The 13,775-nt window shown below is 37.1% G+C and carries 12 protein-coding genes and 1 pseudogene; 5 read left to right on the top strand and 8 right to left on the bottom strand.

The window, feature by feature from the left end; translation table 11 throughout:
• Nucleotides 1-745 precede the first annotated feature (745 nt).
• The 3 genes from HT99x_RS15755 to HT99x_RS15745 all read left to right on the top strand — a co-directional run bounded on the left by HT99x_RS15755 (nt 746) and on the right by HT99x_RS15745 (nt 2,842).
• Nucleotides 746-1,099 (top strand): hypothetical protein, encoded by a 354-nt coding sequence (locus tag HT99x_RS15755; protein WP_075067438.1) that lies wholly within the window; start codon nt 746-748, stop codon nt 1,097-1,099.
• Nucleotides 1,100-1,130: 31 nt separating this feature from the next.
• Nucleotides 1,131-1,424, top strand: coding sequence for a hypothetical protein (locus HT99x_RS15750; protein WP_075067437.1), 294 nt, complete (start codon nt 1,131-1,133; stop codon nt 1,422-1,424).
• 1,070 nt (nt 1,425-2,494) lie between these two features.
• On the top strand, nt 2,495-2,842 hold the full coding sequence (locus HT99x_RS15745) for a four-helix bundle copper-binding protein (protein ID WP_075067436.1): 348 nt from the start codon (nt 2,495-2,497) through the stop codon (nt 2,840-2,842).
• A gap of 224 nt (nt 2,843-3,066) precedes the next feature.
• On the opposite strand, the pseudogene HT99x_RS16060 reads toward HT99x_RS15745, so the two are convergent.
• From HT99x_RS16060 to HT99x_RS15710, 8 genes and pseudogenes are all read right to left on the bottom strand, one after another.
• Nucleotides 3,067-3,187: pseudogene (locus HT99x_RS16060) on the bottom strand (multicopper oxidase domain-containing protein); the annotation flags it as partial.
• Between the two features lie 619 nt (nt 3,188-3,806).
• Complete coding sequence (locus HT99x_RS15740) at nt 3,807-4,172, bottom strand: DUF305 domain-containing protein (RefSeq protein WP_235528488.1); 366 nt, start codon at nt 4,170-4,172, stop codon at nt 3,807-3,809.
• Nucleotides 4,173-4,479: 307 nt separating this feature from the next.
• Nucleotides 4,480-5,886 (bottom strand): multicopper oxidase domain-containing protein, encoded by a 1,407-nt coding sequence (locus HT99x_RS15735; RefSeq protein WP_075067435.1) that lies wholly within the window; start codon nt 5,884-5,886, stop codon nt 4,480-4,482.
• Between the two features lie 9 nt (nt 5,887-5,895).
• Nucleotides 5,896-7,278, bottom strand: coding sequence for a TolC family protein (locus HT99x_RS15730; protein WP_075067434.1), 1,383 nt, complete (start codon nt 7,276-7,278; stop codon nt 5,896-5,898).
• 6 nt (nt 7,279-7,284) lie between these two features.
• Nucleotides 7,285-7,593, bottom strand: coding sequence for a hypothetical protein (locus HT99x_RS15725; protein ID WP_075067433.1), 309 nt, complete (start codon nt 7,591-7,593; stop codon nt 7,285-7,287).
• Nucleotides 7,590-8,117 (bottom strand): DUF2231 domain-containing protein, encoded by a 528-nt coding sequence (locus tag HT99x_RS15720; protein ID WP_075067432.1) that lies wholly within the window; start codon nt 8,115-8,117, stop codon nt 7,590-7,592. Before HT99x_RS15720 ends, HT99x_RS15725 begins: the two co-directional genes overlap by 4 nt.
• An 8-nt stretch (nt 8,118-8,125) precedes the next feature.
• On the bottom strand, nt 8,126-8,473 hold the full coding sequence (locus HT99x_RS15715) for a DUF6488 family protein (protein WP_075067431.1): 348 nt from the start codon (nt 8,471-8,473) through the stop codon (nt 8,126-8,128).
• A 367-nt stretch (nt 8,474-8,840) separates the two neighbouring features.
• On the bottom strand, nt 8,841-8,987 hold the full coding sequence (locus tag HT99x_RS15710; protein ID WP_158003421.1) for a hypothetical protein: 147 nt from the start codon (nt 8,985-8,987) through the stop codon (nt 8,841-8,843).
• A gap of 134 nt (nt 8,988-9,121) precedes the next feature.
• Between HT99x_RS15710 and HT99x_RS15705 the strand changes: the two genes are divergently transcribed.
• Together HT99x_RS15705 and HT99x_RS15700 are read left to right on the top strand one after the other, a co-directional pair.
• Nucleotides 9,122-10,393 carry an efflux RND transporter periplasmic adaptor subunit gene (locus HT99x_RS15705; RefSeq protein WP_075067430.1) on the top strand — a complete coding sequence of 424 codons (1,272 nt, stop codon included), beginning with the start codon at nt 9,122-9,124 and terminating at the stop codon, nt 10,391-10,393.
• Nucleotides 10,394-10,405: 12 nt separating this feature from the next.
• On the top strand, nt 10,406-13,594 hold the full coding sequence (locus HT99x_RS15700) for a CusA/CzcA family heavy metal efflux RND transporter (RefSeq protein ID WP_075067429.1): 3,189 nt from the start codon (nt 10,406-10,408) through the stop codon (nt 13,592-13,594).
• The last annotated feature ends 181 nt before the right edge of the window (nt 13,595-13,775 follow it).

Raw genomic sequence — 13,775 nt, 5'->3', positions numbered from 1 at the left:
TCTCGAAGTAAATGAAAAAATAACTTCAGAGATATTTCCGGCTTTAGATAATAGTCATAGTACTAGCCGTTAATTAACAACTAAGTGGACCGGTTTAAATGAGGTGCACTACAATACTCACAGCTTAGTATAAAATTCATTGGCTATACTATTAACATTTTGAAAGTACTTTTATGTACCTAAATAAATAATATATAGAAAAAACAGATTTGTCTAAGAAAACACAAGGAGTTATCTAGCTTGCATGCGCGCTTTGTTAGATGTTATTAGCGCTTGAAGCTATCGAGAGCTTTAAATACCTGTCTTTGCTTTATGACGCTGACCTGCACCGGCATTTTTATCCAACCTGCTTTAGAGATAATGTAAAGCCCCCTTAAACGAGGGTAGAACATGAAAAGATACGATTAAACGACGAGGAAATGGTGATAGCTTTAGGCTATAAATTGCAGTGTATTATCAACTTGGTTGTAGGTCATGGATAAACTTTCAGCGTTATTACATACTTCTATGGAGGGTTACTTCCTTAAGTAAAAATGCACAAAAATTGCGGTCACACATTCGATCTTTTAAATAAAGAATATTTTAACTTAAAACGTTTTTAAGTTAAAAGTTATTTCAATCAAATTTAAAACTATCAGGTCGCTTTTTTTATAAAAGGGACAATTTTCATTAAACAGCTCAATTATGTGAGCCTACACAACAAAGGCATATCAAACGTGATAATGTAAAATTATGGGAGGAAGTTATGTGGCATAAAAAGCGTGCATCCTCATTGGTAGCATTAGGAATAGCAGTCCTGTTAATTAGTGAAAATGCTATTTCCTCTCATGTAACTTATTCCCTAGAATATTCAACTGCAAAAAAACCTGCTTTCGAAAATACTGAAATAAATGCTCAACTTTTTAGAGGCGGAGTACCAGCAGGTTATTTTAAAATTAAACCTAATTCTAGAAACGAATTCACGGTGCCAAATGATTCTGGGTCTAATATAGCTATTGCTGCATTTTCCGTCAAAGGACAGGATAAATTACATCTTGCATGCAGTGGAAATGCTTTTCCTGGTAAGCAAAAAATCGTGATGGAGTGCATACCAAAATAGGAATACCTTTGCTTTTATAAAGGGAGGTTTTATGGTTTTAAAAACAATTTTATTAAATGTATTATTGGTGCTAGGATTTGCTCTCTCTTCTGTCGCATATGGGGGGCCACACGGTGGACATGACGCAGGAAACCATGGTGGCGGCGGCGGTCATCATAATGGACACCATGCCACCCACGAGAATCGTGATGGTCGCAACAATTGGAATGAATGGTACGGATATGATTTAAATCATTATAAACACCAACGTTATGATTTTATAAATCACGACTATGATGAGCATTATTCAGGGCATCAACGCTCTAACGGCCACGGCAATCACTAATATCGTGATTGCTACTAGAGAGGAATTAACCCATACTTTTCCACGGGAACAGATTCACGCGTAATAATCGATTGTTCAACACTGCTCTCCCCGGTGAGCACACCATCGACAGTAACTTTTCACCAGGTCGAACTTTTAACATATCGCCAACTTAAACTTCAGGAAGAGGAATTGTCGTTCTATGCATATTTGAACGTGATCTATCCCTGAGCTCTAGTACCTGACCAAGTAAAACTAATAGGTAATAAGGGCAGCAGGTTTAAAATAACTTCAATTACTTTTCCCCCTATTAATCTACTCCATTAATATGTTAGACATCAGCATTACAATAACACTATAACTATAACCATAAACAATACCGACGCATAGTGCGATCAATGTGAACATGTGTAGACTACGATTTTGTAAAGAAGACCAAGCAGGTAAAAAAATGGTAAGCTACATCACAATACTACTGGTGTCGACAACTAAATTAAGCCCAATTAAAAAAAGGTTGCATTACAATGTAATTCTGCCATTTTTCATCCAAAAAATGATCATACTTATAATTAGTAAAGGAAGAGATAAAAACGCTGCAATCCAAAATCTACGATTCATATCAATCAATTCATCATCTTCTTTTATCAAAGAAGCTACTTTTTCAGGCTCTAAACTCATCCCACATATTTAACAAAATCCTGGTACTACTTGCCTGATTTATGGGTTGCGCAAGAGAAATTAGTTTCATTTAGAAAAAATAGGTTAAAATTTTTATTGTTAATCGATATAGTAAAAGCCTTACTTTTTCATTACTTTTACAATTATTACTCCTACAATAATAGTTAATAAAATTCCTAGCCCGAACCCTATATAATGACCCATATGCTCCATCATCATCTTATAACCCTCAAAATTGTTCCCAAATTCTAAATGAAAACAGATTTATTAATTTAAGCAACAATGCGATTTTTTTGCAAAGTTAAAATAACATTCAAGTGAGTTTTCCCTGTATATTTTTATAATGGTAATAAAATATACTTCTTTAAGTATGCTATCTTTATGTGACTATCTACCAAAGAAGGAGATAATATATGCCACACCAAGTAAGCAGCGAAATTCGCAGCTGCATTGACAACTGTTTAGAATGCCATACTAAATGCACGGAGACCATTAATCATTGTTTAAAAAAAGGCAATGAACATTCAGATCCAAAGCACATTAATATCCTGCTTGATTGTGCTCAAATCTGCCAAACTAGCGCAGATTTTATGCTACGAACCTCAAATTTACATCCTAAAACTTGCGATGTTTGTGCTCAAGCCTGTAAAAATTGTGCTGAGGATTGTGAAAAAATAGGTAAAGATGATGACTTGATGAAGGAATGTGCCAAAATTTGCTGGGAATGCGCTGAATCTTGCAAAAAAATGGCAAAACACTAAAAGCATAGACTCAGTAAACTTCATTCATGTTTATGAGAAAGGGGTTTACGGACTTTTAGTTCCACATCATTTTGCTTTTTAAAATCTAAATGAGCTCGATGTGGCTTATCAATGCTTCCTGTCCATTCATAAGCCACCGTACCTTTAGGGTTTGATACCAACGAGAATTACTTTAGTCTCCTGGTTTCTGATTTTATTAGGATCTTTGGGATGCCTACCATTGGATGTGGATGATACATGAAGCTTCCACTTTGCATAGCTTCAAATTCATACACAAAAGTTTTACCTGAGTTGATTTGAGGCTGATTTAAGCCATACTCCGTCTATGTCGTTAGGCAGGGGTTGCAGTAAACCGTTGTGTGCTCAGCTTTTTAGATGATTCATTTGATGCGCGTATTTTAATGTGAAATACCTTTTCAAACCTTATTTCAAATCTTGAGACACTGTCGCAACAATTCTGTGGGACACAATAGGGTGAAAATTTATACAAATCAGTATATTAGAGTACCAGAAGTAAGGTTACGATTGGGACAGGGTTAAGGAATATGTAAATGAATCATAGCAAACATAATTGTCGGCGTACAAAAGTCACACATTGAGTTTGGGCACTCATATGTTGTTTTGTGTTTTGCGCAACAATTATTTGTAGATATGGCCCCAGCATTCCCATAGACAAACGCGGTGACCCCGACATGCGCGACAAGTTATTCCTAGTAAGCGGACTTCTGATGAGACTTATCCAGCAGAGGCGCGATATTCCTATGTACTTACCGACTAAAGTTGATAAACTTAGTTAAGATCAGTTGAGTTATTTATATCTAGTGAGCGTAAAATTAACGGGGTTGGGTGGGCGCCATTTAAAATTTTTTAAAAACATACTGATATAGGCCTATCCCTGAGCTTTAAATGATTAGGCAGCCGCAAAGCAAGCAATCCCTTTCGCGGCCCCCATAAAAGTTTAGGATTATTCCTGATACCAAGACTTCTTCCACCCTTCCATTTGGTTTATTTCTTTCTTTTGAGTTTCAATTATTTTTTTAGCCATATCCTTTATTTCGCTCCTTTCTGAGTTATTTATTGCATCCTTAGCCATTTTAATTCCACCCTCATGATGTGAAATCATTAATTCCATAAAACGTTTATCATACATTTTATCTTTGTCCCCCATAGCATCCATCATTTTTTTATCCATCTCTTTCATTTCTTTTTGAACGGTCATCACTTTATGATCTGGTTTATCCATTCCTTGGTAATCCATTCCATTCACAGCATGCGCACCTAGTCCCAAGCTAACGAGCACTAGCAAAGTAATTGTCTTTCCATTATGCATTTTTTTACCCCTTTCAAGTTTAAAGTTACATTTTAAAAGTATAAGTACTCGTTTAAACAATCTATGTCTTAAATAATTGATTTACGAAAGTTAAAGTTATCATTGCATTTATAGGCAACAACAGTTTGTATTGTGTTGTTGTAACAAATCGGATCTATTTACAGTATTTGAACTTTTATAGTAAACACTCTACACACGATTAGGTAAGTTAAATAGCATGTTGCAAATGTATCATAATTTTTACTGGGTAATACACGCCTCCTAATCGATACTAAGTTTATGACATTCTATTAAGTGATCAGGTCAATCATTCGCATTTATGTTTATGCGAATGTGGTTTACGTACTTTTAGCTCCATGCTATTTGGCATTTTAGTGTCAGTATGAGCTCGATGTGGTTTATCGACGCTTCCTGTCCACTCATAAGCCACAGTTCCTTTAGGGTTTTGATACCAACCAGGATCACTATAGTCGCCTGGTTTCTGATTTTCACGTACTTTAACTACGGTAAACATCCCGCCCATTTCTATAGGCCCAAATTGACCATTGCCGGTCATCATCGGAAGTGTATTTTTTGGCAAAGGCATTTGCATCTCACCCATGCTAGCCATACCATTTTCGCCCATTGACATATAGTCTGGAATAAGATTTTTTATTTTATTGTTAATATCTTTCGTATCAACACCAATCATCGTAGGCACATCATGACCCATTGCATTCATGGTATGATGTGATTTATGGCAATGAAATGCCCAGTCTCCAGGTAAATATGCATCAAATTCTATAGCTCGCATTTGCCCAACAGCTATATCTGTTGTGACTTCAGGCCAACGCGCTTCAGGCCTAATCCAGCCACCATCAGTACCTGCAACAACAAATTCCATTCCATGTAAATGAATAGGATGGTTTGTCATTGTTAAATTACCAACGCGAATTCGCACACGATCATTTTGTCGACAAACCAGGGGATCAATACCGGGGAAAACGCGACTATTAAAAGACCATAAATTAAAATCGGTCATAGTAGCGATTTTAGGAGTATAGCTGCCAGGATCAATATCATAAGATGACAGCAGAAAACAGAAATCACGGTCAACTTTCATAAAATCTGGATCTTTGGGATGCGTTACCCAAAATCCCATCATGCCCATGGCCATTTGAACCATTTCATCAGCATGCGGATGATACATGAAGGTTCCACTTCGCATAGCTTCAAATTCATACACAAAAGTTTTACCTGGCTTGATTTGAGGCTGGTTCAAGCCCCCTACCCCGTCCATACCATTAGGCAGCGGCTGCCCATGCCAGTGGATAGTCGTGTGCTCAGGGAGTCGATTAGTCACAAAAATGCGCACCTTATCGCCCTCTACAACTTCTATAGTAGGCCCAGGTGACTGGCCATTGTAACCCCATAAGTGCGTTTTCATTCCAGGAGCAAATTCCCGTATCACAGGCTCTGCAACTAAATGAAATTCCTTCCAGCCATTTTTAATGCGCCAAGGTAATGACCAACCGTTTAACGTCACAACAGGATGAAAAGGGCGGCCACTATCAGGAAGCGCTGGAGGTAATGTTTTTGGACCATTAACAGTTGCTATTTCAGGTAAAGCAGCAAGAGCAACTCTGCTGACGGAGGTTGCGGCAAAAGCAACGCCTAACCCGACTGCTCCTTTTGCTGCATTTTTTATAAAATCTCGTCTACGACTTGAAACCATTTTATCCTCTTAATCCACTGCACTATGAGGTGATTTAACCATCAGGGCAGTTTGTAAATCTGTTTCTGCAAGCCAAAAATCACGCAAAGTTTCTATATAAGCATTCACACTCATAATTTGTTCGCGTTCATCAGCAAGCAATTCAAAAGTGCTTATTAACATGCCATTATAACGCAGTAAACTTTCATCAAGTATCAGCTTTCTTAAGGTAACCACATCATCTCTATAAAATTTTGCTTTATCATAATGAACACGATACACCTGATAAGCCTCACGTACTTCAGAGCGTGCATTGATTGCGATTTCTCTTAAATGCCATACGGATTGCATGTAAATTTGCTGTGCTTTTGCGACTTTTGCATCACCCCAATCAAATAAGGGGATTTCTAAACTTATTTCATACCCAGTTTGATGAGGTTCCTCATCTGAACTATTACGCACGTAACCTAAATCAAAGACATCGATAAAACGGGTTGCTTTGGTTAATCCTAAAGCTTTGCATTTACTCTCAATTTCATGCCTTATGGCTTGCACATCAAGACGTGACATAAGAGCTTGTTTCTCAAGCTCATGTGATTCGACAACTGATAAAGGCAAATCTGGTAAGCGCTCTGGAAGCTTATAATTAATCTGCTCCCCCCAAAGCCCCATTAAGCGCGTTAAATGCTCTCGTTCTTGCAAAGCTACCAATTTTGCATCAGCAAGTTGCAATGTTGTTTCCGTGTAAAAGGCTTGTTCTCTTGCTTGTTGCAAACGACTCCAATTCCCAACCTCAGCCATACGTAATGCTAATTGAGCACTGGCTTGCGATGCTTGGTTCACCTTTTCTAAATATTTCACCATCTGCTCTGCAGCAACTGCTGAATAATAGGCTTTTCTTGTTTTTGCTGCGATATCCATTATATCTATAGCAGCTTGCAATTTAGCCTGTTGAAAATATTGTTTTTCAATGGCAGAACGCATAGGCATTGTTAAAAGACTCATCACATCAAATAAAATCCTGCGCTCTATATCATATTCACCACTGACAGGTGATAGCTTTGTATAAGAAATACCAGGATTACGAACCCTACCTGCTTGCACCAACTCTGCTTCTGCAATGCCTAATTCAGTCAGCGATTTTTGCAATGACGGGTTATTGATAAATGCAACACGAACTGCTTCGTCTACAGATAAAGTTTCACATAAGATAGCGTTAACAGCTTGTTGATGCTGAGCCCTTTCTTCATCTGTACGCAGCCAAACCGGTTGTTGATGTAGTCGATCAGTAACAAATGAACTAACTTCGTTGAAGCCACCATCCTTGGAAAATGTACTGCAACCGCTTAAAAATAAATGGGGTAAAATTGTTAAAATGATTGGAATTTTAAAGTATCGATCCAGGTGCCCCATAATGTTTTATTCACTTCCTTTCATTTGATGATTTGAATGTGAATCAGCTTTAGATGGTGCGGCAGTGTCGCCCATCGGCATATTCATATGTTGCGTATGATCCATAGGTTGATTTGTCACTGATTCGTTTGCTTTAAACCACGATTGAAGTTTTATGGGACCTTGTGGTTGGTAATTTTGAAACGGTGAATGGTAAGATATAGTTGGAACACAAACATTTGGATCGTCGGGCTGCTCAAATCCACTGATTTGTTCTGCCATCGCGGTTAAAGACCAACATACCGTCAATATTAAAATAGGATATATATTTTTCATTTTGAAATTTCAGCATTGGGTTGAAAAATATTTTCTTGTTGCTGCTTTTGTTCATTTTGTTTTAACTCTCTTAATTCAGTATTTGATTTAACTGCTAAACCATAATGATAAACGAGTTCTCCACCTTTATAGGCTGTAGTACCTACCATACCAACCAAAACAAAAAAACCAACTGTAAGTGGGGCGCTATGAATTTTATTTTTAAAGTATCCTCTCAACGCGAATATCGTACAGCCTAATAAAGCAAGAGCAGTAGCAAGCGCCCAATTTCTATGGTCTAACATTGGCATGTGGACCAACATATCATGCTTAACTGTATTAAATTCCAGAAACCCAAAAGCGATAGTTAACAGGCTTGCCAAAAAACAAAAAGATAACATCCACACAGCTGAGACACTTAAATCATTTTTTAGTTTGCCATGCGGCAAAAGATAGGCAAGTACATAAGCGCCAAATGAAGTAAAGCTTAAAGCCACAGTAAAATGAACAAAAACAGGGTGAAGTGGAAAAGGAATATTGAGCATATTTTTTCCTATTTACCAGTGTGATTCATAGCAGCATACTTCCCGTCTAGCGAAAAGAAAATAAATAGATTTTTATTCTCGGCGTTAACGCTAGGATTATTATACTGAACTAGCCATTGCCCACCTTTTTCTTCTAACACTTTGGCCTCGACCATTTTGGCATCTTTCCATGTGGGTTCTAGTTTTTTCTGATCTATTGCCATCTCTATAACTTTGTTAGCTTTATCAATAATTTCTTGCTTTTCTAGCGGGTGAGCATGACTTTCATGCGCATGAGCGCTTATAGAGTATTGACACAAAAATAGCGTTAAAAAAGAAAAAATCATTGAACGAATTGTTAAATATCCATATTTCATACATTGCTTCCTCAAATTTAGCGAATTTAGCGAATTACACTTTTAACAAATTAGCATGTTATATGATAAATAGTAATTCAAAAAAAATATGTTATGCATGTTACAAAGAATGGATTTCGGAGTCTAGGTTTTTTTGTTCTAAACTTTCCAATGAATAATATTGTGATCAATCATCAAGGTAAGATGGTTTTCAAATATGAGTTTGTTTAAAACATACGCTCGCTACCACAAACTAAGCTAATATTTATTAAACCCTTTTTAAAAAGCATTTCTAACATGCCATCTATACAAAAGAATTCCGGGTTTTTATATGCCATTTTGGCAGCTATCCTATTTGGCTCGAGTATGCCATTTGCTAAAATCCTGCTTACCGAAATTCAACCATGGTTACTTGCCGGTCTATTTTACCTGGGTTCATCAATCGGGGTGTTCTTACTATAACACGAACAATTACTTGATGATTTAAATGAACCACATACTCACGTCCACAAGCATCGACCGATAAGACATTCACATCCTCATTATCCTGATATTCATCACATCCATAGCCATAAATAACGATTTCTTCAATTATTATTGATATCTATTCTATAGTTAAGTTAGATAAGCCAAGAATAGTAACTGTTGAAAATGACAAGGACGTTAATTATGCTTAAAAGAAAATACTTGACTGCATTATTAATATGTCATTTTGCGGGTAACCTGTATTTTTATCCAACCGAACATGCATTTAGATTTATTAGCTCTTCATTCGCAGCAGAGACCACTGACACCACTTCACTCAAACACGAATCCGAACGTGGCCCTCATAATGGCAAGTTACTCAAAAAAGATAATTTGGCAGCAGAAGTAACCATTTATGAAACGAATACCCCACCACAATTTAGAATATATTTATATGATAAAAACATCCCTATCAACCCTAGCGATGTAAAATTGAATATAGCTTTAAAACGAATTGATGGCGAAGTGGATAATTTCGATTTTACGCCTTCTCAAGACTATCTCAGTAGTGACAAGACGGTTGTAGAGCCGCATTCATTTGATGTTGAAATTAAAGCCACCTATAAGGGTGTCGATTATCTTTGGAATTATCCTTCTTATGAAGGTCGAGTCAAAATTTCACCGTCAGCAGCTAAAGCTGCTGGGATTGAAACAGAAAAAGCTGGTCCGATTTATATTAATGAAGTTGTAAGCTTGACAGGTCAAGTTGTGCTTAATGCAAATAAAACGGTGGATGTCAGAGCGCGATTTCCAGGTGTAGTAAAAGAGCTGTTTGCAAATGTTGGTCAGCCCGTGAAAAAAGATCAATCCCTTCTTAAAGTAGAAAGTAATGGCACTTTGGAACTCTATAATATCAATTCACCTCAAGATGGTATCGTTATTGCTCGCAATACGAATATAGGTGATTTGACAATGGATAAACCATTGGTAACTATCTCTGACTTGTCGACCATTTGGCTCAAGTTTCATGCCTTTCCAAAAGACATATCGAGAATAAAACTAGGAAACCCTGTAACAGTTCAAACATTAGATAAGAAGCACAGCGCTAATTCCACCATTAATTTTTTATCGCCTATCGTTGATGAAGCCACTCAGTCGACTTTTGCAATTGCTGAATTAACTAATAGTGATAATTTATGGAAAGCTGGAACTACCATAAAAGGAGATGTGCTCGTTTCAAAAGAGGAGGTCCCTGTAGCAGTAAAAACCTCTGCATTGCAAAAATTTAGAGATTTTACTGTGGTATTCGCTCAATACGGGGATGAATATGAAGTTAGGATGTTAGAGTTGGGAAAAAATGATGGTGAATGGGTGGAAGTTATCAGTGGCATTAAACCTGGAACTAGTTATGTCACCAAAAATAGCTTCATAATCAAAGCAGAGCTAGAAAAAGGTGGGGCAACCCATGATCATTAAAGAATTATATTTATGCTGAATTCAATTTTACATTTTTCGATTATACACCGCTGGTTAGTACTACTTGGCATCTTAGGTTTATCAGCCTTAGGTATATATAAATTTAATCAATTCCCTATTGATGCGGTTCCTGATATAACGAATATTCAAGTTCAAGTGAATACTGCGGCACAAGGATATTCGCCCTTAGAAGTTGAACAACGAATTACTTTTCCTGTTGAGACTGCCTTAGCAGGCTTGCCTAAACTTGAATACACTCGTTCAATCTCACGCTATGGTCTTTCTCAAGTCACCGTAGTCTTTAAAGAAAAAACGGATATCTATTTCGCTCGGCAACTTATTACTGAAAGACTACAACAGCTCAAAAATGAATTACCTACTGGCATTGAACCTACACTAGGCCCTATTTCAACAGGCCTTGGTGAAATATTTATGTATGTTGTTGAAGCATTGCCGAATGCTAAAAACGCTGATGGAAAGCCATATACTCCTATGGATTTACGAACACTTCAAGATTGGGTAATTCGTCCCCAGTTACGTAACGTTAAAGGCGTCATTGAAGTAAATACTATCGGTGGATATGAGAAGCAATTACATATTTTACCGGATCTCAACAAGTTATTGTCTTACGATTTAACAATATCAGATGTCATCAGCGCATTGGAAAAAAATAACAGTAATGTGGGCGCTGGGTATATTGAAAAAAATGGCGAACAGTATCTCATACGTGTTCCTGGGCAAGTAAAGAATATTGATGGAATTGAGAATGTTTCGATTGACAATCGGGAAGAGATCACTATCAAAATAAAAGATATTGCCACCGTTGAACTAGGATATCCTCTAAGAACTGGAGCTGCAACTCAAAACGGACAGGAGATTGTTCTTGGTACTGTAATGATGCTTATCGGCGAGAATAGCAAAGAAGTCTCAACTGAAGTGGCCGAAAAACTTAAACAAATTAATCGAAATTTACCTGATGGTGTTATCGCAAAGGAAGTTTATAACCGTACTATCTTAGTAGACAAAACGATTGGAACAGTCACCAAAAACCTAGTTGAAGGTGCAATACTCGTCATTGTTATTTTATCTTTGTTATTAGGGAATTTTAGAGCAGCATTAATTACTGCAGCGATTATTCCAATTTCAATGCTTATGACAATTACTGGCATGGTAGCAAATAAAGTATCAGGTAACCTTATGAGCCTTGGTGCATTAGATTTTGGTCTCATTGTTGATGGTGCAGTTATTATCGTTGAAAATTGTATACGTCGATTAAGTATCGCACAAAAGGACAGTGGCGCACCTCTTAGCAAACAACAACGATTTGATCTAGTTTCATCTGCTACTGCGGAAGTAATTAAACCAAGTATATTTGGCATCATCATTATTACAGTGGTCTATATACCGATATTTTCTCTAACAGGAATTGAAGGCAAGATGTTTCATCCTATGGCATTCACAGTTGTCATGGCTTTATTATCATCTCTCATTTTATGCCTTACTTTTGTCCCTGCAAGCATTGCTTTGTTTATGACAGGACGTGTCAGTGAAGAAGAAAATATTATTATTAAAAGTTTCAAGAAACTATATTCGCCAGCTTTACATTGGTCTTTGAAACGTCCGCTGAGTGTTATTCTAGCATCAGTCATTATTTTTATAATTAGTGTTTTTGGATTTTTAAGCTTGGGCAGAGAGTTTATGCCCAACTTAGAAGAAGGTGACATCGCTTTACATGCTATGAGAATTCCTGGAACGAGCCTATCTCAATCAGTTGAAATGCAGGCAAATGTCGAATTGGCCATCAAGTCCATACCGGAAGTGAAGGAAATTTTTGGGAAAATTGGAACAGCCGATATTGCGACTGATCCAATGCCACCTAGTGTTGCGGATACCTACGTGATGCTAAAGCCAAGAAATGAATGGCCCGATCCAAAAAAATCAAAAGAGCAGCTAATTAGGGAAATGGAAGGTGTTCTAAAAAATGTTCCTGGAAATAATTATGAATTTTCACAACCAATTCAAATGCGTTTTAATGAGCTTATTTCTGGCGTCAGAAGCGATTTAGCAGTAAAGATTTTTGGAGATGATACTGATGAACTTTTGCAACTTGCTAAAGATGTAGAAGCTTTACTCAAACTTACCCCAGGCGCAAAAGATGTTAAGATAGAGCAAACAACGGGTTTGCCTCTTCTTAATATTGTTCCTAATCCGATTGCTCTAAAACAATACGGAATAGATATAGCCACTATTCAAGATGTTGTAAGTACAGCAATGAATGGCCAAGTTGCTGGAAAAATATTCGAAGGCGATAAGCGATTTGACTTGGTTGTTAGGCTGCCTGATTACTTAAGATCAGATCTTAATGCTTTGAAACTTTTATCTATTCCTTTACCGTCAAAAACTAAAAATGAACAGCCTGATCGAATCCCATTAAAAGAAGTCGCAGATATTGATGTAACATATGGTCCAAATCAAATAAGCAGAGAAAATGGCAAACGAAAAATTATTATTTCAGCAAATGTACGAGATAGAGACTTAGGTAGTTTCGTAAAAGAAGTACAAGCACTCACAGAATCTAAAATTAAATTGCCCACAGGTTATTGGATTGATTATGGTGGCACATTCCAACAGCTAATATCCGCTCAGGAACGATTAATGATTGTTGTACCTATTGCATTATTGTCTGTATTTATTTTGTTATTTGTTGCTTTCAACTCTGCCTTAACTGCACTTATTATTTTTACGGGCGTTCCACTTGCCTTAACGGGCGGGGTGGCTGGTCTTTGGCTCAGAGGTATGCCATTTTCCATTTCCGCAGGCGTTGGGTTTATTGCACTTTCAGGTGTTGCAGTATTAAATGGTCTAGTCATGATTGCATTCATAAAAAAACTACAAAACGAAGGAAAAATGCTTGATGACGCTATAATTGAAGGCGCATTGACCAGAACAAGAGCAATTCTTACCACTGCATTAGTCGCGAGTTTGGGTTTTCTGCCTATGGCAATAAATATAGGTGCCGGTTCAGAAGTTCAAAAGCCTCTTGCAACTGTTGTCATAGGTGGAATCATTTCATCAACCTTATTAACACTACTCGTACTTCCAGCAATTTATAAAGTTTTAAATAAAACGCTTAAAAAAGGCACTGGCCTTGCTCGAGATTCTCATGCCAAGCTGCTTAAAGATAAATTTTCGCCTAAGTAACACGGTAGCATTTCACTCTCAGCTTCATTGGTAAATCAACGCCAAATCTAAACTAGATTCTGAGTATATTAACAATTCAATGAAGCGGTGTTGCCTGAAGAAGTACTGCTAACCCATGCAATTTTGTTATTTAACTGAACTTATCTATACTAAAATTGGATTATACTAAATCTAATTTGGA

Source organism: Candidatus Berkiella aquae, assembly GCF_001431295.2.
Classification (GTDB): domain Bacteria; phylum Pseudomonadota; class Gammaproteobacteria; order Berkiellales; family Berkiellaceae; genus Berkiella; species Berkiella aquae.
The sequence above is the reverse complement of the archived record's forward strand: the minus strand, read 5'-3'. Positions and strand labels throughout refer to the sequence as shown.

Excerpts from the sequence above, each read along its gene's own strand:
- HT99x_RS15745 (WP_075067436.1), top strand. The coding sequence starts at position 2,495 with ATGCCACACCAAGTAAGCAGCGAAATTCGCAGCTGCATTGACAACTGT.
- HT99x_RS15700 (WP_075067429.1), top strand. The coding sequence starts at position 10,406 with ATGCTGAATTCAATTTTACATTTTTCGATTATACACCGCTGGTTAGTA.
- HT99x_RS15740 (WP_235528488.1), bottom strand. The coding sequence starts at position 4,172 with ATGCATAATGGAAAGACAATTACTTTGCTAGTGCTCGTTAGCTTGGGA.
- HT99x_RS15725 (WP_075067433.1), bottom strand. The coding sequence starts at position 7,593 with ATGAAAAATATATATCCTATTTTAATATTGACGGTATGTTGGTCTTTA.
- HT99x_RS15755 (WP_075067438.1), top strand. The coding sequence starts at position 746 with ATGTGGCATAAAAAGCGTGCATCCTCATTGGTAGCATTAGGAATAGCA.
- HT99x_RS15705 (WP_075067430.1), top strand. The coding sequence starts at position 9,122 with ATGCTTAAAAGAAAATACTTGACTGCATTATTAATATGTCATTTTGCG.
- HT99x_RS15720 (WP_075067432.1), bottom strand. The coding sequence starts at position 8,117 with ATGCTCAATATTCCTTTTCCACTTCACCCTGTTTTTGTTCATTTTACT.
- HT99x_RS15730 (WP_075067434.1), bottom strand. The coding sequence starts at position 7,278 with ATGGGGCACCTGGATCGATACTTTAAAATTCCAATCATTTTAACAATT.
- HT99x_RS15735 (WP_075067435.1), bottom strand. The coding sequence starts at position 5,886 with ATGGTTTCAAGTCGTAGACGAGATTTTATAAAAAATGCAGCAAAAGGA.
- HT99x_RS15750 (WP_075067437.1), top strand. The coding sequence starts at position 1,131 with ATGGTTTTAAAAACAATTTTATTAAATGTATTATTGGTGCTAGGATTT.
- HT99x_RS15715 (WP_075067431.1), bottom strand. The coding sequence starts at position 8,473 with ATGAAATATGGATATTTAACAATTCGTTCAATGATTTTTTCTTTTTTA.